Genomic DNA, 20,652 nt, shown 5'->3' on the forward strand with positions numbered 1-20,652 from the left:
GTTGATTTTGTAAAATTTAAGTTCTTTTTTTAAGACTACTTTATTTTGATGATCTAAATTATGCTCTAAATTGTCAATTGTATTATAATTAATTTGATTTATGAAGCCGTAAAGCGCTATAAAAGTTATGTTTATAAGAATAAAGTCGAAAAATGTTTATTTTTTTTGAAGCTTTGCAATCAAAGCATCTTCAATTGGCGCTTTTATTTTAATTACAGCATTAACTTCATCGTTTGGAATTGTCATTGACAAAACATAATGTTGAATTTTCCATTCTTTTCCCACTTTAACCAAAACACCAGAACCTCGGCAGATTTTCATTTGTGTGTTCAGCAATTCGTCAAACCAAGCGGTTTTTCCTGTTTTGTCAAAAAAGATATGGCGTTCTAAAGCTGTAAAATTCCAAGTTTTTCCTTTGTCAAAAAAGGGTTTTGCCCAAACTTTAAAATCTTTTTTAGTCCAGTTTTCAGTTGCATCAGTTCCAATAAAAATAGCATCGTCTGCCATTAAGTTAAAATAAGCGTCAAATTTTACATCACCGGCAGCTTTGTGCCAAGCATCTATTGTTTGATTGATTTTATCTTTGTCTGAGGTTTGAGCATTTGCAAAAGCAGTAACAAATAAAAGTAATAAGAGTGTTTTTTTCATGTGGGATACTATTTTAGTTTAAAGGTATTAATTTTTTAAACTATAAATAAGCAATATGAAAAACTTTGAGCTTTTACGAGATTAATCTATTAAGAAGCCTAAAGTAAACTCAAAATTATCTTAGATTCCTTTAAGGTTTAGTTTTAAAAAAACGAGTATATTTGAGTGCTTTAAACACATTAGATATGAATCCGAAAATCTTTATAAGTTCATTTGTTATTACTTCTTTACTTCTGGTTTCTTGTAAAAAAGAATTAGAACCTCAGGAGAGCACACCAACTTCTGAATTAGTAAAATTAGGTTTGGCAAAAGACACCGCAAAAACGAAGTCAGTGGTAGAACAACAGCAACAGCAAATGCCAGCTGCAAACCCAAATACAGTTTTGAGTGAGACAAAGGGATTAAATCCTGCTCATGGAAAGCCAGGACATCGTTGTGATATTGCTGTTGGAGCTCCGCTAAATTCTGCTCCTGTACAACAGGCTCAAACAACGCAGACGGCTCAAACGGTACAAGTAAATCCGAATCAAAAAAATGTAGTAACAACCACAGTTGCTGCGCCTGCAAAAGTAGCCAAAGGGATGAATCCGCCACACGGACAACCTGGACATAGATGCGACATTGCAGTTGGAGCACCTTTAAATTCGCCAGTTGCAAAAACTACTACTGCTGCGGCTTCAACTCCGCAAAGCGGAACAGCGACACAAAATTTTACGGTAACGCCGCCGCCGGCTGCAAATCCAGTTCCAGCTTTGTTAAGTACAGAAACTACTCAAAAGGTAGCCGAAGGAATGAATCCGGCACACGGACAACCAGGACATCGCTGTGATATTGCAGTGGGAGCACCTTTACCAAAATCATAAAAAAAGCGGAATACAATTGTATTCCGCTTTTTGTTTTAAATCATACGATCTTATTCAATTTCAAAAATCGCCTGAATTTCTACAGCCGAATTTACAGGAAGTGAAACTGCGCCAATTGTAGCTCTGGCATGTTTTCCTTTTTCTCCAAAAACCAAAGCGGTTAAATTTGAAGCCGAATTCATAATTCCAGCGTGTTGCGTATATTCGGGAGTAGTATTAAAAAATCCTGTTAACTGCACACATTGTTTTACTTTATTCAAATCGCCTCCGCAAGCTTCTTTTAAAACCGCAATTACATTCAGCATTGTTTGATATGTTGCTTCTTTTGCTTGCTCATCTGTAACACCTGCGCCAACTTTGCCGGGATTTAAAATTTTTCCCTCTTTTAAGGCAACTTGATTAATGTATACTTTGTGATTCGAAATCGTATACGGAACATAATTTCCAACTGGTTTAGGAGCTTCAGGAAGCACAATATTGTTGTCTTTTAATGTTTTGTTGATATCAGTTTTAGTTTCTGTAGAAGTTGTTTTCACAGTTTTGATATTTTCTGTGTTTTTTAATCCAGATGCTGCTCTTGCTAAAGCTTTTCCTTGTTCTTTAGCTAAATTTAATTCGCTTGAAGAAGGTCGTGTTCCAGTTGATCCTGTTAATGCAGTGGCTCCAAATGGCGTATTTCCTTGCGGAATAGATTTGTCTAAACCAGCTGTTCCCATAATTCCAGTAGGAACAATTAACATTCCGTGAGAAGCAAGAATATTCCAGAAAGATAAAATTGCAGCTTCTTTTCCTGCACCAGATCCTGCAGACATAAATACTGTTGCAGGTTTTCCTTCTAAAGCTCTTGAAGTCCAAAGCGGAATACTTTGGCTGAAAAAGTAATTCATATCGGCACTAATATTGGCAAAATGAACAGGACTTCCAAATGCGATTCCATCATAATTAACCAATTCATCAATAACTGCAACTGGCAGTTTTTCTACATCAGAATTTAGTTTTTCTTTTGTATTTATTGAGGGAACTCTTTTTATAATTGCTTTTGTATTTGGATATTCCTGAATTCCTTCGGCAATCGCTTTAGCCATTTTATATGTACCTCCGTTTTGCGAATAAATTAAAACTAGAATATTTGTTTCCGGTGTTTTTACTTGTGCACTAGCGCCAAAGCCTATAAAAATGGTGATTAATAATGCGAGTAATTGCTTTTTCATGAATGTATTTTTAATAATTATGGTATAAAATCCCAACTATGTACTTGTTTTCAAGTTTTATTTTTGGGACTGCAAATTTACTTCTTACATTATCGAAAAACGTTATTATTATCTTAATATATAACTTGGCCCAAAAGGTTATTAATAAAGTAAACTGATAATTTTCTAACTTCGGGAAAACAAATTTTCTATTTTATGAAAAAGGCAATTGTATATGGCGCGAGCGGACTGGTTGGATCGTACATTCTAGAAAACTTATTGAATGATGATGCTTATGAACAAGTTGTAATTGTTGTTCGAAAAGATTTAAATATACAGCATCCAAAATTAAAAACGCTGATAGGTGATTTTCATTCATTAGCCAATGTAGTGCAAGGCATTGAAATAGATGAAGTTTTTATTTCGCTTGGCACAACGCAAAAGAAAACACCAGATAAAAAAGTGTACTATCAAATAGATCATGATTATCCAGTTTTGGCAGCAAAACTTGCTAAAGAAAACGGAGCAAAATCAGTCTTCTTGGTTTCTGCAATTGGCGCAAATGTAAATTCATCTGTTTTTTATGTGAAAACAAAAGGCGAGGCAGAGCAAGATATTATTAATTTAAATTTTGATCATACTTATATTTTTCGTCCTTTGATGATTTTAGGAGATCGAAAAGAAAACCGACCACTGGAAAAAGTTTTTAAAGCGGTTTTTAAAGTCATCAATCCGTTATTTGTTGGAAAACTAAGCGCTTATAAAGGAATTGAAGCCAGAGATATTGCAAAAGCAATGGTTAAAAGCGCTGCGAAATTTAACGAACCAGTTAATATACTGCATTGGAAAGAAATGAATGCTTTATTGTAGCGTATTGATGCAATTTGTGTAACACATAGAAACATAGTTTTTGTAGTCAAAATTAGGAGTTTCACTTATTTAAACACAAATAAACAGCTATGCGAAAGAAACATGTTTCTTTTTGTCTCCTTTTCGAGTCATAAAATCTATGTTTCTATGTGTTTAATGTTTTTATTTTACGCAACAGGTTTACGATAAAAAAAAATGGCATTATCTTGATTTGAGATAATGCCATTTTTGTATGTGATGTTTATATTAATGTGCCTTCAATTTTTCGAAAGTAGTAGTCAATGATTTCTTTGCTTTAGTTAAAGCGCCGCTAAAAGCTTTTTCGAGTGTATCGGCATGTTCTGTTACGGTAATAGGCTGTAATTTTACAGGACGAACTTCGATTACACATTTTTTATCGTTTACACTAAATTTTTCTCCATTTTCATCTCCAAAATGTACTTCAATGCGGGTTATTTTTTCCTCAAAACGAGCTAAACCTTTTTCTAATTCTTCAGAAAAATAAGCTGCTAATCTTTCATGTCCTTCGATGTTCTTGTCGGTATTGATTTGAATTTTCATATCGGTTTATATTTAATGATTGTTTCTCAAAGCTATCTTTTTTAGCGCAAAAAGCCAAAGAGATTAATAAAAAATTATGAAAAAAATATACGATTTATCGTCTTGTTTGTCATTCCGATCCCGAGGCTTCGAGAGAGGAATCTCCGCAAGTAACTCCACAACAGTAAACAAGCCAAAATGTAAGAAAATCACATAATCTGCTCAGGTTTTTTTTAATATATTTACAGTCCTAAACATCGAGAATATGAACACAACAAAACTTTTTGCCCGTATGGTACGCTGGCGGTATTGGAAACAACCACAACGCGTTCTCGAAGGCGTAGGACAGCTAACCCATACGGGTTTTATATTTCCTAAATTTCGAGATTATGAGTACAAACACGCTTTCAAAAGAAACCGAATTGCGGTTAGCCAATTTTTTCAACCAAACAGTTGATCCCAAAAGTCTGGCAAAAGCAATCCGACAAATCAATTATTTAATTGCTTTAAGCATAATTCGCGATTGCGAAACATTCGAAACCGAGAAAATAAACCTCGAAAAAGGTTATTATTGGCTCAATGAATTAGCCGAGATTTTAAATCCTTATTTTGATGTTGAGAATTAAGAAAATGAAAAAGCCACTTATGAAGTGGCTTTTTTTATGTTTTTAGAATATCTAGGTTTTAATTATAATGCTGTTTGTTTATTAAAAATCGTATCCAAATGATATTCTAGAAACTCTTTTCGCGGCGCAATATGAGGAGATTTTATTTTTTGATTTTCAATTAAACTAAAATATGTATTGAAAAATTCTGTTCCTTTTTTCTTCTTAAGTGTATCCGAAAATATTATTTCATGATTTGTATTTATTCCAATCAAACCTTTGTCAAATGCTTTGTCATAAAGAGCCGAGAAGCAAATTCCATTTTCTATATTTAATCTTTCTTTTTCATTTTTTGACCATGGAACAATATGACTAGCAAATAGTAATTCGGGAATGTCAATTCCTGTTATTGCACATTTAGATGAATAGTTTGTTAAGACCATTTTTCGAAACACACATTGATTTACTCTTGATTTTATTTCACGTATAACTGTTTCTCCTTGTAAATCTTTTAGATCTAAAAGAATGTTTTCATATTTATTTTTAATAGATGTATTCTCTTTTTTGGCAATAATTTCCTCACTCATAAACAATAATTCTTCTCTATTATTGAAGAATTCATCCCAAATAGATTGAATTTTCTTTCCGCCATTTTGCAAGCCTCCCGCACCTCTTTGTTGATGATATGGATTTACGCTGGCAAAGTTGGCTAATCTTATAGATATTGAACTGGGGGTTCTGTTTATTAAATTGCCTAGTTTAATTACATCTGGATTTTGATGATTGATTTTTTTGTATTCAATTGTAAGATATAAATTTAGAGCAACGATAAATTCCTCTCGTGTCCAGAGTCTGGTTTTGGTTTTTGGTTGTGGCATTTATAATTTGTTTACAGTAAATGTAAAAAATATGTATTATAGAATCATTTTTTTAAATGATAAAAACGGAAGTGATTTTTACTTTTCTTTATCCTTCTTCCCCCACTTAATCTTCATTTTTCCATTATCATCAAGAGCAATTAAATGCAGGACAATTCCGCGTTCGCGAACAGCATCGCGTTCGGCTTTGCTGGCGAGTTTGGCGTCGTTTTTAGAGTTTCTAAGCGGAATTGTTAAGGCGAGATTGGTTCCTCGGCCAAAAGAGTAAATTCCGTCAACATCAATGTTTAGTACGCTGGAACTTATCGTTAAATTGTTTACGTCTACTTGCTCACCGCGCATGTTAAGATGACCGGACAAATCGCTGAAAGTGATATTCTCGACATCACGAAAAGGAAAAGCAAACTTGCCTATTTTTACAATTGGCTGAAAATTTACCAAAGCGCCTTGATTAACATTAAAATCGAGTTTGCCGTGTATCGAATTGGTGATTAATTCTCCGTGACTATTAATAAAACCATTTACATTGGCAGTGCTTGTAAGGCGTCCCTTAATGTTGTTTGGGCTGAAAGATTTGATTCCGAAATTGTTAAACGATTTTAAAAAACTTGCAATGTCAACTCGGTTAACCTGTGCGTTTGAGCTAAAAGCATAGTTGTTTCCGCTGGGTTTAACTTCGCTGTTAAAAGTTATACTTCCGCCAGAAGTTTGCAGTGAGCCATTTTTTATAAGCAGTCTAGAATCGATCATTTGTATGCGTGCCGTTGTATTTGTGGCAGTCAATTTATTGTAATTTATTTTGTCAGCTTTAATATCAATAACAACCGCACATTTTTCGATTACTGTTCGTAATTGGTTTGAGATTGTTGGTTTTTTATTTTTAGCCACAGTTTTACTTTTTTGAGAAGCTGCTAAAACACCCAAAAATTGTTTCAAATCAAGATTTGGAAAGTAAATATTCCAATTTACAACCATTTTTTCGGGAGCGTTATAGTATAGATTGAGGAAATTGTCAATTTTACCATCGATAATAATAGTGTTTTTGTTGTGTTTGTAAGTGATTTTTTTAATGAGCAAAGCCTGTTCGGTAAAGTCAAGTTGGACGTTTACTTTTTCGGCATGAACTTTTTTCGGAATAAAATCAAACGAAGTATTTTCAACATTTACACTGCCAATAAATTTAGGTTTGTTGATGTATAAATCGACAATGTCAAATTGAAAGTCCAGGTTAGCCTTTGCATGACCTTCTGTAAAATTGATCCATTTATCATTGCTTATTTCATTCAGTTTTTCTACATCAAAATCAGAATTTACAGTTCCGGTTGCAATTGGTTTTTCAAGATTATTAATGGATAACTGCGGAATTGAAAGCGGAATATTTTGATATTCTCCAGAAAATCGAGTTAAAATAACTGCTGAGTTTGGATCATTAAAACCTTCCTTAGGCTTGAAATTATTGGTAAAAATTCCTTTAAAATTACATTTCTTAATTTGTCCGTCAGGAATCGTAAGCTCATTGTTTTTGCACATTGCCTGCACCACTATTTTAGGATCGTCATGAACATTTAAATCTCCTTTTAGATCACAGTTTACAGCAATTGGCTCTTTTAAATCAAATCGATTAAGTTTAGAACTAATATTTGCCGATAATAAATTCGACGCATTACTCCATAAAATATGAGTGTCTATGTTTATTCCATAAAGCGAATTGGTTTTTCCGATATTAAAATACGCCACAATATCAAATGAATCTGTGCCTATTTTTAGACCTTTGGTTGCAATATCAATTTTTTGTTTTTTTACAGAATACGATACATTCAAAGTCCCTTTTAATTCCTTTTGTTTAGCAAAACTTCCGTGAACAGTATTAAAAGCAAGACTGTTTATTTGAGTGTCTAGAAATAAATCAGTATTCCAGTCGTCTCCATCGTAATTTACTTTAGAGTTTAAATTGTGAACATCAAAATCAAATAATTTATTTCCGAGTTGGTTATTTATAGTAACCCGAACATTGTTGAGGTCGATTTGATCAATTGTAGTTTCGGTTTCTGTTTTTTTTTGCGGATCTTTTTTCTTTTTTTGTTTAAAAATGTCTGAATTAGTATATCCGTCTTTAGTTTTGTAAATGTAAATATTAGCGTCGTTAATAAGGATTTTATGAATATTAAGTTCATTATGCAATAAACTCCAAATATTGAGTCGGGCTTCAATTTCTTTGGCTTTTAATAAAGTATGATGATGTGTATTCCATTTTTTGTCTTTGAGTTCAACATCATTTAAAGCTAAAGTGAAATTAGGAAAACCAGTTAAAAACTTATAATGAAAGTCGCCAATATGAAATTCTCCATTTATATTTTCGTTGATTTTGGCGTTTACTTTGGCAATAATTTCGGTTTTGTTTCTGTTGAAATAGATCGATAATCCTCCACAGGCAATTAAAAGTAATGCGATAAGTCCCAAAATAAAAAAACCAAAACGTTTAGCATATTTTTTAAAACCAACCGACTGAAAAAAGTTTTTTATTTGTTGTAAAGGTTCTCTCATCTGGATAAATTTTTCTGGATCATTAAAGATAAGCTAAAAAAGAATGTTATTCTTAAAAAGATTACAGGAAGCTCATTATAAGTTTAAACTTATAAAATACGATTTTAATTACTGATATAATTAAAGACAATACATTTATAATGAAAACTAATTTACGAATGATGTTTCATTTGTTTTAAATTTTTAAATTTGTACTCTAGTTTGAAACATAACAATTCAGACGATAATTTTAAAAGATAAGAAATTATGGCATTAGCAATAACAGATGCTACTTTTGATGAAGTAGTTTTAAAATCAGATAAACCAGTAATGGTAGATTTTTGGGCAGCATGGTGTGGTCCTTGTAGAATGGTTGGTCCAATCATTGACCAATTAAGCGATGAGTACGCAGGAAAAGTAGTTGTTGGTAAAGTAGATGTAGATGCAAACCAAGAATTCGCTGCAAAATATGGTGTGCGTAACATACCAACCGTTTTGGTATTTCATAACGGTGAAGTAGTAGGGAAACAAGTAGGAGTAGCTCCAAAACAAACCTACGCAGATAGTTTAGACGCTTTGTTGTAATCGTAAGATTATGATTTATATAAAGAAGGTTTGGCGAAAGTCAAACCTTTTTTATTTGAGTTTTCTTGCCGCGAATTTCACAAATTTTCACAAATTAAAATTTTTACTTGAGTTTTCACTGCTCCAGATAACTATCGGGAGGGGCAAACTTTTTAAATTAATTCGCAGGAATTAGTGGAATTCGTGGTAAACATTTTTTATTTTTAACGAATCTTATATTCTTTTAAAAATGAAAAATCTATACACCTTCCTTTGCTTTTTTATGTTGATTCCGAGTTGTTTTTCTCAGTCAAAAGAAAAAGAAAGTATAATTCTAGAAAGTGGTGTTTCAGAGCAATTGGCGCAATTTCGTAAAAAACAAATTTCAGATGTTCAATATAATTTGTCTTTCGAGATTCCAAATCAGAAAGAAGAGAATATAAATGCTCACTTGCTCGTAAATTTGAATTTAACGGATTTAAGTCAGCCCTTACTTTTAGATTTTAAAGAAAAAACGTTGAACATAAAGTCAGTTGCCGTTAACGGAAAAAGCATGGCAATTGTTCACGAAAAAGGACATATTGTAATTTCTCCGTTAGCTTTGATTTCAGGAAAAAACACAATCTTAATTTCTTTTATTGCAGGTAATTTATCGTTGAATAGAAACGATGATTTTTTATACACTTTATTAGTTCCAGATCGTGCGAGTACGTTGTTTCCGTGTTTTGATCAGCCAGATATAAAAGCGACTTATAAACTGAGTCTTACGGTGCCAAAAGATTGGTCAGTTTTGGCTGGAGCCGATGTAAAAGAGAAATTAGAAAAAGGCAATTTTACTTTGTACACTTTTGGAGAATCAGATAAAATGAGTACTTATTTGTTCTCTTTTGTTGCTGGAAAGTTCAAAAGTACCACGCAAAAACCAGGTTTAGAAATGACAATGCTGTATCGTGAAAACAGTCAGGAAAAATTTCGCGTAAGCGCCGATACTATTTTCAATTTGCATCAGCAATCTTTGAACTTTTTAGAAAAATACACCAATTATAAATTCCCGTTTCAAAAGTTAGACTTCGCTTCAATTCCCGTTTTTCAGTATGGCGGAATGGAACATGTTGGCGCCATTCAATATCGAGAGTCAACTTTGTTTCTTGACAACAGCGCAACCGACAGCGAGAAATTAAACCGTGCGAAACTCATCGCGCATGAAACCTCGCATATGTGGTTTGGCGATTTGGTAACCATGAAATGGTTTGACGACGTTTGGATGAAAGAGGTTTTTGCCAACTTTATGGCAGACAAAATTATGAACCCGATTTTTCCAAAAGTCAATCATAATTTACAGTTTTTCACCGCTCATTATGCAAGCGCTTACGCGGAAGATCGATCTTTAGGAACACATCCAATAAAACAGCATTTGGCAAATTTAAAAAATGCGGGTTCGCTTTATGGAGCTATTATTTATAATAAAGCACCAATTATGATGCGCCAGTTGGAAGCTTCGATGGGAAAAGAAGCTTTTCAGAAAGGAATCGAAAAATACATTCAAAAATATGCTAATGACAATGCCGATTGGAATAATCTAGTAGAAATTCTAGATGCCGAAACGCCACTTGATATGAAAAAATGGAGCGAGGTTTGGGTAAACAAATCTGGAAGAGCCATTTTTACAGATAAAATCGAATACGATTCTAAAAACCGAATCAAAAAATTTGAAATTACTCAGAAAGCAGAAGACAAATCAGATAATATCTGGTCTCAGATTTTTCAGATTGGTTTAGTTTACAAGGATAATGTAAAGGTTTTAACGGCAAATATTAAAGAGGGAAATCTAGTTTTAAAAGAAGCTGTCGGACTTGAAAAACCACTTTCTGTTGTTTACAATTATAATGGTTTTGGATACGGTGTTTTTCCGCTTGACGGGAATAATTTAAAGTATATCGCAACATTGAAAGATGAGGTTGCAAGAGCTTCAAGTTACAGTAATCTTTATGAAAATACATTGATTGGAAATGTTTCGCCAGACAAAGCTTATGAATGCTTCTTAAAAGGAATTCAAACAGAAGAAAATGAATTGGTTTTGAGAATTGCTTCGAATAATTTGAATACTATTTATTGGAGATTTTTTACCGAAAAACAACAAAATAAATTTCAGAAACAGCTTGAAGATATTTTGAATGAACGTTTGCAAGCGAATTTATCGGCGAATATTAAAAAGACTTTATTTGGATTGTTTAGTTCGATTGCCTATTCAGATTCGGCGAAAGCCAAATTATATCAGATTTGGAATAAGGAAATTGTAATTCCCGGCTTAAAATTGAATGAAGATGATTTTACCAATATGGCGATGAACTTGGCGATTTTCAAACATGAAAAAGCAGATGAAATTCTGGAAAAAACAAGAACAACGATTACAAATCCTGATAAACAAAAGCGTTTTGCGTTTCTGCTTCCATCATTATCGAAAGACGAATTGGTTCGAAATGCTTTTATGGAATCTTTAAAAGACGATTCAAACCGCGAAAAGGAATCTTGGGTTTCGGTTGGTTTAGCGAATATTCATCATCCGCTTCGTCAGGAAAGTGCGCAAAAGTATATTAGATTTTCATTAGATTTAGTTGATGAAATTCAGCGTACAGGAGATATTTTCTTTCCAAAAGACTGGCTTGATAATACAGTTGGAAAATATTCGTCGAAATTTGCTTTTGATGAAGTACAGCGATTCTTAAAAGAAAACCCTAATTTTAGTCCGATCTTGAAACGTAAATTATTTATGTCGACAGATTTGCTTTATAAAGCACAAAATATTAAAAAAGAAACCGAATGAAAATCGAATCGGAAATAGAGAAAGTCTCCAGTTTTCAGCATCTCGAAATGTTGGCGAATCAAGTTGTAGAAGGCTTTATATCTGGAATGCACAAGAGTCCGTTTCATGGATTTTCGGCTGAATTTGCTGAACATAAAGTTTATAATGCAGGCGAAAGCACCAAACATATCGATTGGAAACTATTTGCCAAAACGGATCGTTTGTACACAAAACGTTTTGAGGAAGAAACCAATTTACGCTGTCATCTTATCGTAGATAATTCGTCGTCGATGCATTATCCTGAATTAAAATCGAATCAGCCTTTCTATGAAAAGAAGATTGGTTTTGCGGTTTTGGCTTCGGCGGTTTTAATGAATATTTTAAAGAAACAGCGTGATGCCGTTGGTTTAAGTGTTTTCTCGGATAAATATGAATATTATGCTCCAGAAAAAGGAAGCGATCGCCATCATAGAATGCTGTTGAATAAACTGGAAGAATTATTGGTGCAGCCAAAAGTCAAAAAAACGACCGATACTATTACATATCTGCATCAGATTGCAGAGAAAATGCACCGTCGTTCGATGATTATTTTGTTTACGGATATGTTTCAGACCGAAGATGATGAAAAGCTTTTTAACGCTTTACAGCATTTAAAACACAACAAGCACAAAGTAGTTTTGTTTCATGTAGTTGATAATGAAACTGAATTGAAATTTGATTTTGACAACGCGCCAAGAAAGTTTATTGACTTAGAATCAGGAGAAGAAGTTTCGATTTTTGCCGATAACGTTAAAATTGAATATGAAAAAAGGGTAGAAGCTTATTTTAAAAACTTGGCTTTAACCTGCGCGAAGAACCAAATTAAGTACGTTCCGGTGAATGTTGGCGATAATTTTGAAAAAATATTGACAACATATTTGGTTGAAAAACAAAACTTTGGATAAATATTTGAAAATTTATTTCATTTTTTTTACAAAAACACTTGCAGAAATGAAATTCTGTACTATCTTTGCAACCGCAATAACGCAGAGGTTTGGTAGTTCAGTTGGTTAGAATACATGCCTGTCACGCATGGGGTCGCGGGTTCGAGTCCCGTCCAGACCGCAATATTGGGAAAAGCCTTTCTTAACGGAAAGGCTTTTTTGCCCAAATACGGTATCTAAGATTAGTTGTGTTGTTTTGCTGCGACTTTGTAACTCGCAGCTGGTTTAGTAGTTAGACCAATGAAAAGCTTTCCACTTTTGTGGATGGCTTTTTTGATTTAAGACACTTTTGATTTTTTGTTTTTGAACGCAATCCCGATAGCTATCGGGAGCTAAGATTTACATAAAGTCCGCAAAGATATTTTTTAAGAATGTAAAGTTCGCAAAGTTTTCAATTGAGAAAGCTTTGCGAATTTTTTGTTTAATTCTAATTTTAAAGTAACAGTTTGTCATTCTGAGGGACGAAGAATCCCGCAAGTAACTCTACAAAGATTTTTCATTAATTATATTAAAACGCAGCTCGTAGTTTCAACTATAGGCTATGTTTGATTGCGAAATGAATTTCTAGACAAAGTTTTAGGGTGCAAAGTTCGCAAGGCTTACAATTGATTAAAGGCTTACTAATTTTACGGTTATTTATAAGGGCTATAAGAATTTTTTCCTCGATAGCTATCGGGATTTCGGTAAAAAAGAAAGAAAGTTCTTCTTTTTTGATTTAGTTGCCAAATTTTAAAATATTGGATTTTAAGTAATTAAAAATTTCTTTTTTTTTATTCGTAAAAAAGCTTGCAAAATCAAAGATCTGTTGTATTTTTGCACTCGCAATAACGCAGGGTTTGGTAGTTCAGTTGGTTAGAATACATGCCTGTCACGCATGGGGTCGCGGGTTCGAGTCCCGTCCAGACCGCCTAAGTTGTTAAAAGCCTTTCTTAACGGAAAGGCTTTTTTGTTTTTAGGTTTAACCGCAAAGAGCCTAAGATTTACGCAAAGTTCGCAAAGGTTTAATTTGGCTTTGCGAACTTTGCGTTTTTACCTTGCGCTCTTTGCGGTTAAATTTCTTTCTTATCTTTATAATAAGAAATCGCATTAATGGAACATTCCGGTCAGAAATTAGATAAATATTACATCAAGAAAGTAGATGCCGATAAAAAAAGTATTTACTGCCACCACGATTTGATGGGTGAATTGTTCGTGCCTCCGCATAGACACAACAAAGCACAATTGCTTTATGCCGAAGGCGATGTTGTTTTTGTAACAACCGAAACTAAAACTTATTTTTTGCCGGCAAGACATTTTATCTGGATTCCGAGTGGAGTGGAGCATAGTATCGAACCAAAATCAGAAAGTGTTACGATGCGAAATTTGTATTTTCCAGTCGAAAAAGACGAAGACGACTTTTATAAGATTGAAGGGATTTATCCTGTCAATAATTTACTATTGCAAATGATGCTTTTTACGAATCGATGGAATGGCGATCTTAAAAAAGGAACTCCGAATTTTGCCATTGCCAAAGCAATAAAAGCGATTCTGCCTCAAATTTGCACTAACAATTTACCTTTAGAATTACCACAGCCAAAAGACAAGCGACTAAGTAAAATTTTACGTTACATCGAAAACAATCTCGGAGAAACGATTTTGTTTGCTGATGTTGCTCATGAATTTGGTTACAGCGAACGCTCTTTGTATCGCTTGTTTCAAAAAGATCTCAATATGTCTTTTATTCAATATTATACCATTCGAAGAATTTTAAAAGCAATCGAACTTTTATTAGAAAGAAAACTTTCGGTAAAAGAGGTAGCTCAAGAAGTTGGTTATAATAGTGTTCCGACTTTCAGTAATACATTCTTCAAGATTTTAGGGCAAAGACCTTCCGATTACTTAAGCGGAGAAGATATCTTGTTTGGTAAATAAGTTTTGTTTCGCGCTCCCGATAGTTATAGAGATAGACAGATTTTAGCAGATAATTTTAACACATAGAAACATAGATTTTTGTTGCGTTGAATGGTATTTCACTTAGCATGAATGCACATAGAGTTATGTGTGAATGATGTATCATTTATTTTAACCTTTATAGAGTTAGTTAATGCCTATGTTTCTATGTGTTTAAATAACTATTTCAATTAAAAAAGTAAAATCTGTATTTATCTTCGCGATACATCACAAATTAAACTTATTTTGTAATAAATTGTTTTACAGTGGTTTAATATAACGTTTTCGGAAAATACGATTTTAACATTTGTCCGAAATGAATATGTTATTGACTTTTTAGAATTATCAGTCAACAGAAAAATGAAGGAACTTTGCAGCATAAATTATTTAAATATTCATGTTCCTTAAAACAACAAATTCTACAGACGATTGTTTTTCCAGATTCCTGCTGTTATTCTTAATTGTATTAGCATTCAATGGCTTACAAGCGCAGGAAGTTCATTCGGTTTCATTAAAAGAAGCTTTGAAACTGGCTAAAGAAAACAACAAAAAAATCCTTAGATCTCAATTGGAGGTCACGCTCTCAGAGCAAAACATTAAAGAGAGAAAAGAACTTCGACTGCCCGATGTGCAGCTAAACGGTATGTATTCGAGAATTACGAATATTACCGAATTTAAAGGAAGCGGATTCTTAAATGGCAAAGAAGTAACAAAGGCAATTCCTGAAATTTATGAGGTCAATTCGACTTTTAAAATGCCAATTTATGCAGGTAATAAAATTAATAATGCCATTAAAATTGCCAATCAGGAAAATGAAATTGCCAAAATAAAAACAGAAAAGACCGAGAATGATGTCGAGCTTGAAGTGGTGGCAAATTATCTGGCGATTTATAAAATGATGGAACTTCAGAAAATTTTTGAAGAAAACATCAAAGAAGAAAAAAGCCGATTGAAAGAAGTACAGTCACTTCAAAAGCACGGAGCGGTTACAAAAAACGAAGTTATTAGAGCCGAATTACAGCTTTCGGATCGTGAACTGAATGCGCTTACAAATTCCAAAAACATAAAAATTGCGCTTCACGATCTGAAAACTTTAATTCAGATTCCAGAAAACGAGGAAATAGCAATCGATACAACATCAAATCTGGACGAAATGAACGGTTTGGATCCGTATGATTATTATATGACTAAAGCGTTACAAAACGAAGAAATGCGTATTGCAAGTCAGGAATTAAGCATCAGCAAAACAGAACTGAAACTGGTTAAAGGAAATTATCTGCCAAGTGTTCACTTTTTTGGGAACTATGGTTTTTATTATCCTAACTACAAGTTTTTTCCACCAAATCCATATTTATACACTTTAGGTCAGGTCGGAATTGAAGCGACTTTTGATATTTCGTCTTTGTATAAAAATAAAACGAAAATGGAACAGGTGAATACCAAAATCAGATGGCAGGAAATGCAGTCGGAAATTGTAAAAGAAGAAATTCAGGACAAGCTGTATAAAGAACATACACAATATCAAGAAATCCTTGAAAAGTTTGTGGTGGTTGATAAAGCTTTGGATTTAGCCAATGAAAATTACCGAATTGTAAAGGTGAAATACTTAAACCAATTGGTTTTAATTACCGAAATGGTTGATGCTGATAATGCTTTGCTTCAGGCGAAATACAATAAAATTTCTACTCATTTGGATGCGGTTTTAAAACATTACGAACTGCTTCATACGGCGGGGATTATGCCACAGAGTTAGATGGTGAAAGATTATGCTAAAGCCTTAGAAGAAAGAGCAAAGAAGCAAGAGAGTAGAGTAAAGAATATAGATTTTAAGTTCCGAAGGAACGGTTCATATTGTAGCGCCGTCCCGAGGCTTCGGGATCAATCCGGGGAGAATTAGAGAAAATAGACAAGAAAAGATATAGAGTTTATGGTTAAGATAAAAAATGAAACTAGAAGAAACAGAACGTTTCATATATTAATAACAATTATTGCGTGCACGCTTGTGGTGAGCGGAGTTATTTTAGGAATTTGGTTTTATGTGTTCAATAGAAATCACGAAGAAACGAATGATGCTCAGGTTGAGCAATATGTTACGCCAATTATGTCGAGAATTACGGGTTACGTGCAGGAAGTTCGTTTTAACGAAAATCAGTTTGTGCATAAAGGTGATACTTTGGTTGTGATTGACAATCGTGAATATAAATCGAAATTGAATGTTGCTCTTGCCGATGTGCAAAACGCACAGCAAAACAGCGTTGTGGCGCAAAAAAATGCAGTTACCACAGCAAGTGCAACGGCTATTAACGAATCGCAGTTAGAAGGTGCAAAATCGAATCTTTGGAAAACAAAACTGGAATACGAAAGATATAAAGCTTTGGTGAAAGACGAAGCGGCAACTTCTCAACAATTAGAAAAAGTAAAGGCAGATTACGAGTCGGCACAAGCACATTTTCAGGAAATGAAAAATAGAATTCACTCAGCGACTTTAAGTACAACGGTTGCTGAAGCGAATGTTCCAACAACGCAAACCAATATCGCATCGAAACAAGCAACTGCGGATAATGCTGCATTGTTTCTTTCATACACAATAATAACTGCGCCTTACGACGGCTGGGTTGGAAAAAGAACTCTACAACCAGGGCAATTGGTAAAAGAAGGACAATCTTTGCTTTCGATTGTAAGTAAAGAAAAATGGATTACAGCCAATTTTAAAGAAACTCAATTGCAATATTTAACCGTTGGGCAGGATGTTGAAATTAAAGCTGATGCTGTGAGCGGAACAACTTTTACAGGAACAATTGCTTCTTTATCGCCAGCGAGCGGTGCCAGATTTTCGCTGCTTCCTCCAGACAATGCAACTGGAAATTTCGTGAAAATCGAGCAAAGAATCCCAGTTAGAATCCAGTTGAAAAACAGCGATAAACAAGCTGATTTTTTAAGAGCGGGAATGAATATCACTGTGATTGCAGCACATTAAAATGGAAGATAAAAGTATTTTTAAATCCTGGGTTCCAAAATGGGCAATCATTATTATTTTGTTTGTCTGCCTTTTGCATTCCATGATTTTATTGGGAGTTTATACTTCAAACGTAACCTACGCGGCAAGTTTTCTAGATATTGAGCCCGAAGATTTGCAGTTTGCAATGTGCGTTACGTACGGAACTTTACTTGCAACGATTTTGATAGAAAGCAGGTTTTCGAGTTTTTTTCCTGCAAAAAATTACCTGATGGCCGTTTATTCCTTAATTGGAATTACGATTGTTTCATCAGCATATATTACCAATTTTTATCTTTTTTTAATGCTCAGAATTGCCGAAGGAATCTTAATGGCACTTCCGGTAATTACCATCAGACAATTATTGATAGAACAATTTAATTCTAAAAACGCCATTATAATTGGTTTCTCCTTTTATTACGGTTCGTTGTTATTGTCAACGCCTTTTATAATGAATATTGCGGTTTGGTTTCTGGATCATTACGATTGGAAATATATGTTGTACGTTTCTGGTGGATTGCAGGTTTTGAATGTTTTTTTAATCTTGGTTACTTTTCGTGGGCACCGAATCACAAAGAAAATTCCGTTGTATCAAATCGACTGGATGAGTTATTTTTTGGTTTTAACTGCCATTCTTTGCGGTGCTTATTTTTTTGTTTATGCCGAGAAAAAATATTGGTTTGATTCTTCTCAAATGGTTCTAACGTTAATGATTGCTTTAATTTCGGGTGGTTTATTTATCTTTAAAGAGCTTTTGGTAAAAAGACCCACTTTTGATTTTGAAGTTTTTAAATACGCCAATCTGCGAATAGGATTTTTATTGTTTTTCCTTTTCTATATCAGCAGAGCAACGCTGAGTCTTTGTCACTCGGCTATGTTTTCAATCTGGAATTGGGATCCGTCGCGTGTTGCGGGCGTGCAATACATAAACGGACTAGGAAATGTGATTGGACTTATTTTAGCTGCATTTTTCCTGATGAAATCCGTTTCGACCAAAATCATTTTTATGATTGGTTTTTCATTAATTGCGGTGTTTCATTTTTGGTTTACGTTTCTTTTTGTGCCTGATGTAGCTTTGTCAGATATTATTATTCCGTATGTGTTACAAGGAATTGGAGTTGGATTTTTATTTGTTCCTTTAATCTTGTTTACGACATCTTCGGTTCCTGCGAAAATGGCGGTTTCTTCTGGAATTGTAGGTGTTTCTGGTCGTTTTTGGGGAAGTACAATTGGTTTTTGTGTGATGCAGAACGCAGTTGTATTTTTAAACAAAAAACACTTTTTAAAACTAAGTCAGTTTGTAACCGGCGAAAATCCCGAGGCGCAGCAAACAATTGCTTCAACAGCGCAGAGTTTTATGGCAAAAGGATATTCGGCAGATAATGCAAATACTTTGGCCTTGAAAAAAGTCTTCGGAACAGTTGCTAAACAAGCCACTTTATTGGCCGATATGGAGATTTATACTATTGTAGGTTATGGTTTGGTGGTTTTGATTATTCTGATAGCGTGTAATCAACATTTGAGACAAACGATGACTTTGGTTAAAAGTAAAATTTGGATAGGATAGTTTTGTTTCAGGTTTAAAGTTTCAGGTTTAAAGTTTTTGCGTATTCTATGTCATTTCGAGGAACGAGAAATCTCCGCAAGTAACTCCGCAACGAAAAGCCAATCTTTGTCGAGCTTCTCGTTGAGATTTCGATCCCGAAGCCTCGGGATCGAAATGACAAACAGTACGCTCAAGACTTTACTTTAATAAAAACTTCGCGCCTCTGCGATTTCGCGAGATTCAAAAAAAACCTTAGCGAATCTATGTGGAAAATCTCCGCGCAACTCTGCGGAAATAATTATCTTGCAACCGTTAAAAAAACAAAAAAAATAAAATGAAACAGCAATGTGTAATTTTTGATATGGACGGCGTGATTTCGCACACGAATCCTTATCATGTGAAGGCTTTTGAGGCGTTTTTCGATAAGTATAATGTTCCTTATACCAATGAAGAATTTGAAGAACATATGTACGGAAAGCACAATAGTTATATCATGTCGCATTTTTTCAAGCGCCCAATTTCGGGAGAAGAATTGATAAAACTCGAAGACGAAAAAGAAGGAATGTTTCGTGAAATTTATAAAGACAAAGTCGATACGATTCCGCATTATTTGGATTTTTTAAGCGAATTAAAAGCTCGCGGATTTAAAACAGCCGTTGCAACATCGGCGCCGCGTGCGAATCTGGATTTGATTGCAAATGCCTTGAAAATCTCAGACAAAATGGATTCGATGATGTCGAGCGAAGACGTTACACATCATAAACCAAATCCCGAAGTATATTTAGAATCGGCAAAACGTGTTGGCGTTTCTCCGTCTGATTGTGTGGTTTTCGAAGATTCTTTTTCGGGTATTACAGCAGGACTAAATGCAGGAATGAAAGTAGTTGGCGTTTTGAGTACGCATACAAAAGAACAACTTCCGCCATGTAGTTTTTATATTAATGATTATAGCGAGATTAATGTCGATAAGGTTTTAGAATTGTTAATCACCAATTCTTAAAATTCTAAATTCCAAACGACACGAAACCTTTGTCAAAGTTTTAAACTTTGACAAAGGTTTTTTTGTGAATTCTGTAACCATAAAGTAGTGTCATTTCGAGGAACGAGAATCAAGCGATCGCGAACTGGCAAAGCAAATCTTCGCAGCTAAATCCATAAAGGTTTTCTGTATTGTAACCACAATCTTGTCATTTCGAGGAACGAGAAATCTTCGCAAGTAACTCCGCAACGAAAAGTAATCTTTGTAGAGCTTCTCGTGGAGATTTCTCGTTCCTCGAAATGACAAACTAGATTTTAAAAAAAAACAAATCAATTGCCTCCTGCTTTAGCTGGAGTTTTTTTTATGTTTAAAGATGAAAAGGCTTTAGCCAAAAATTGATTTCTATACGAAAAAAAGAATTAGAGTTGGACGCATATATGAGTCCAAATAAAATTAAGTTCGAATGATTTTTGTAATATTTTAAAATCAAAAATTATGAGTACAAATCATCTTTCTAAAGAATTTGAAACTAGATTAAAAGATTTTTTTATTGATATTATCGATCCAAAAGATATGGCAAAATCAATACGACAAGTAAATTATGCACTTTCGTTATGTTCCATGCGAGGATGCGAAACCTTAGAATCTGAGCTGTCTAATATCGATGATAATTTTTATTGGTTAAATAGATTGGCGGAAATTTTAGATCCTTATTTGGATGTGGAGTAAGCAAATA

At 33.9% G+C, this 20,652-nt stretch carries 16 protein-coding genes, 2 tRNA genes and 1 pseudogene; 14 read left to right on the plus strand and 5 right to left on the minus strand.

What is annotated here, in order from left to right:
- Positions 1–156 precede the first annotated feature (156 nt).
- On the minus strand, positions 157–648 hold the full coding sequence (locus tag NLG42_RS06340; protein ID WP_089057306.1) for a nuclear transport factor 2 family protein: 492 nt from the start codon (positions 646–648) through the stop codon (positions 157–159).
- A gap of 185 nt (positions 649–833) precedes the next feature.
- Between NLG42_RS06340 and NLG42_RS06345 the strand changes: the two genes are divergently transcribed.
- On the plus strand, positions 834–1,511 hold the full coding sequence (locus tag NLG42_RS06345) for a hypothetical protein (RefSeq protein WP_257683283.1): 678 nt from the start codon (positions 834–836) through the stop codon (positions 1,509–1,511).
- Between the two features lie 50 nt (positions 1,512–1,561).
- Here NLG42_RS06345 and wrbA read toward each other — a convergent pair whose 3' ends face one another.
- A complete protein-coding gene (gene wrbA / locus NLG42_RS06350) occupies positions 1,562–2,722 on the minus strand; it encodes an NAD(P)H:quinone oxidoreductase (protein ID WP_257683284.1) in 1,161 nt (386 codons plus the stop codon).
- A gap of 195 nt (positions 2,723–2,917) precedes the next feature.
- Here wrbA and NLG42_RS06355 point away from each other — a divergent pair, with 195 nt between their 5' ends.
- Positions 2,918–3,571 carry an NAD(P)H-binding protein gene (locus NLG42_RS06355; protein WP_257683285.1) on the plus strand — a complete coding sequence of 218 codons (654 nt, stop codon included), beginning with the start codon at positions 2,918–2,920 and terminating at the stop codon, positions 3,569–3,571.
- 246 nt (positions 3,572–3,817) lie between these two features.
- Here NLG42_RS06355 and NLG42_RS06360 read toward each other — a convergent pair whose 3' ends face one another.
- Entirely contained in the window at positions 3,818–4,132 is a 315-nt protein-coding gene (locus tag NLG42_RS06360) for an HPF/RaiA family ribosome-associated protein (protein ID WP_089057310.1), read from the minus strand.
- A gap of 368 nt (positions 4,133–4,500) precedes the next feature.
- Between NLG42_RS06360 and NLG42_RS06365 the strand changes: the two genes are divergently transcribed.
- Positions 4,501–4,737 carry a hypothetical protein gene (locus NLG42_RS06365; protein ID WP_099717708.1) on the plus strand — a complete coding sequence of 79 codons (237 nt, stop codon included), beginning with the start codon at positions 4,501–4,503 and terminating at the stop codon, positions 4,735–4,737.
- A 62-nt stretch (positions 4,738–4,799) separates the two neighbouring features.
- On the opposite strand, the gene NLG42_RS06370 is transcribed toward NLG42_RS06365, so the two are convergent.
- Both NLG42_RS06370 and NLG42_RS06375 read right to left on the minus strand, forming a co-directional pair.
- Complete coding sequence (locus NLG42_RS06370) at positions 4,800–5,594, minus strand: HNH endonuclease (RefSeq protein WP_257683286.1); 795 nt, start codon at positions 5,592–5,594, stop codon at positions 4,800–4,802.
- 78 nt (positions 5,595–5,672) lie between these two features.
- The gene (locus NLG42_RS06375) at positions 5,673–8,138 is read right to left on the minus strand and encodes an AsmA family protein (protein WP_257683287.1); all 2,466 of its coding nucleotides are present in this window, start codon (positions 8,136–8,138) and stop codon (positions 5,673–5,675) included.
- A 246-nt stretch (positions 8,139–8,384) separates the two neighbouring features.
- Here NLG42_RS06375 and trxA point away from each other — a divergent pair, with 246 nt between their 5' ends.
- The 11 genes and pseudogenes from trxA to NLG42_RS06430 all read left to right on the plus strand — a co-directional run bounded on the left by trxA (position 8,385) and on the right by NLG42_RS06430 (position 20,645).
- A complete protein-coding gene (gene trxA, locus NLG42_RS06380) occupies positions 8,385–8,702 on the plus strand; it encodes a thioredoxin (RefSeq protein ID WP_012023423.1) in 318 nt (105 codons plus the stop codon).
- Between the two features lie 229 nt (positions 8,703–8,931).
- A complete protein-coding gene (locus NLG42_RS06385) occupies positions 8,932–11,505 on the plus strand; it encodes a M1 family aminopeptidase (protein WP_257683288.1) in 2,574 nt (857 codons plus the stop codon).
- Positions 11,502–12,428: a DUF58 domain-containing protein gene (locus NLG42_RS06390; RefSeq protein WP_089057318.1), complete on the plus strand. Its 927-nt coding sequence runs from the start codon at positions 11,502–11,504 to the stop codon at positions 12,426–12,428. The genes NLG42_RS06385 and NLG42_RS06390 overlap by 4 nt, the downstream gene beginning before the upstream one ends.
- A gap of 86 nt (positions 12,429–12,514) precedes the next feature.
- Positions 12,515–12,588, plus strand: a tRNA-Asp gene (locus NLG42_RS06395).
- A gap of 712 nt (positions 12,589–13,300) precedes the next feature.
- Positions 13,301–13,374: transfer RNA gene (locus NLG42_RS06400), tRNA-Asp, on the plus strand.
- 182 nt (positions 13,375–13,556) lie between these two features.
- Positions 13,557–14,378 carry a helix-turn-helix transcriptional regulator gene (locus NLG42_RS06405; protein ID WP_089057319.1) on the plus strand — a complete coding sequence of 274 codons (822 nt, stop codon included), beginning with the start codon at positions 13,557–13,559 and terminating at the stop codon, positions 14,376–14,378.
- 415 nt (positions 14,379–14,793) lie between these two features.
- Positions 14,794–16,149 (plus strand): TolC family protein, encoded by a 1,356-nt coding sequence (locus tag NLG42_RS06410; RefSeq protein ID WP_257683289.1) that lies wholly within the window; start codon positions 14,794–14,796, stop codon positions 16,147–16,149.
- Between the two features lie 174 nt (positions 16,150–16,323).
- Positions 16,324–17,373, plus strand: coding sequence for an HlyD family secretion protein (locus NLG42_RS06415; RefSeq protein WP_089057321.1), 1,050 nt, complete (start codon positions 16,324–16,326; stop codon positions 17,371–17,373).
- Position 17,374: 1 nt separating this feature from the next.
- Positions 17,375–18,958: an MFS transporter gene (locus NLG42_RS06420; protein WP_089057322.1), complete on the plus strand. Its 1,584-nt coding sequence runs from the start codon at positions 17,375–17,377 to the stop codon at positions 18,956–18,958.
- 313 nt (positions 18,959–19,271) lie between these two features.
- Positions 19,272–19,799 (plus strand): annotated as a pseudogene (locus tag NLG42_RS06425) (HAD family hydrolase); the annotation flags it as partial.
- A 612-nt stretch (positions 19,800–20,411) separates the two neighbouring features.
- Positions 20,412–20,645, plus strand: a complete 234-nt coding sequence (locus tag NLG42_RS06430; RefSeq protein ID WP_099717701.1) for a hypothetical protein — start codon at positions 20,412–20,414, stop codon at positions 20,643–20,645.
- Positions 20,646–20,652: the final 7 nt, after the last annotated feature.

Source organism: Flavobacterium plurextorum, assembly GCF_024638035.1.
GTDB classification, from domain to species: Bacteria; Bacteroidota; Bacteroidia; order Flavobacteriales; family Flavobacteriaceae; genus Flavobacterium; species Flavobacterium plurextorum.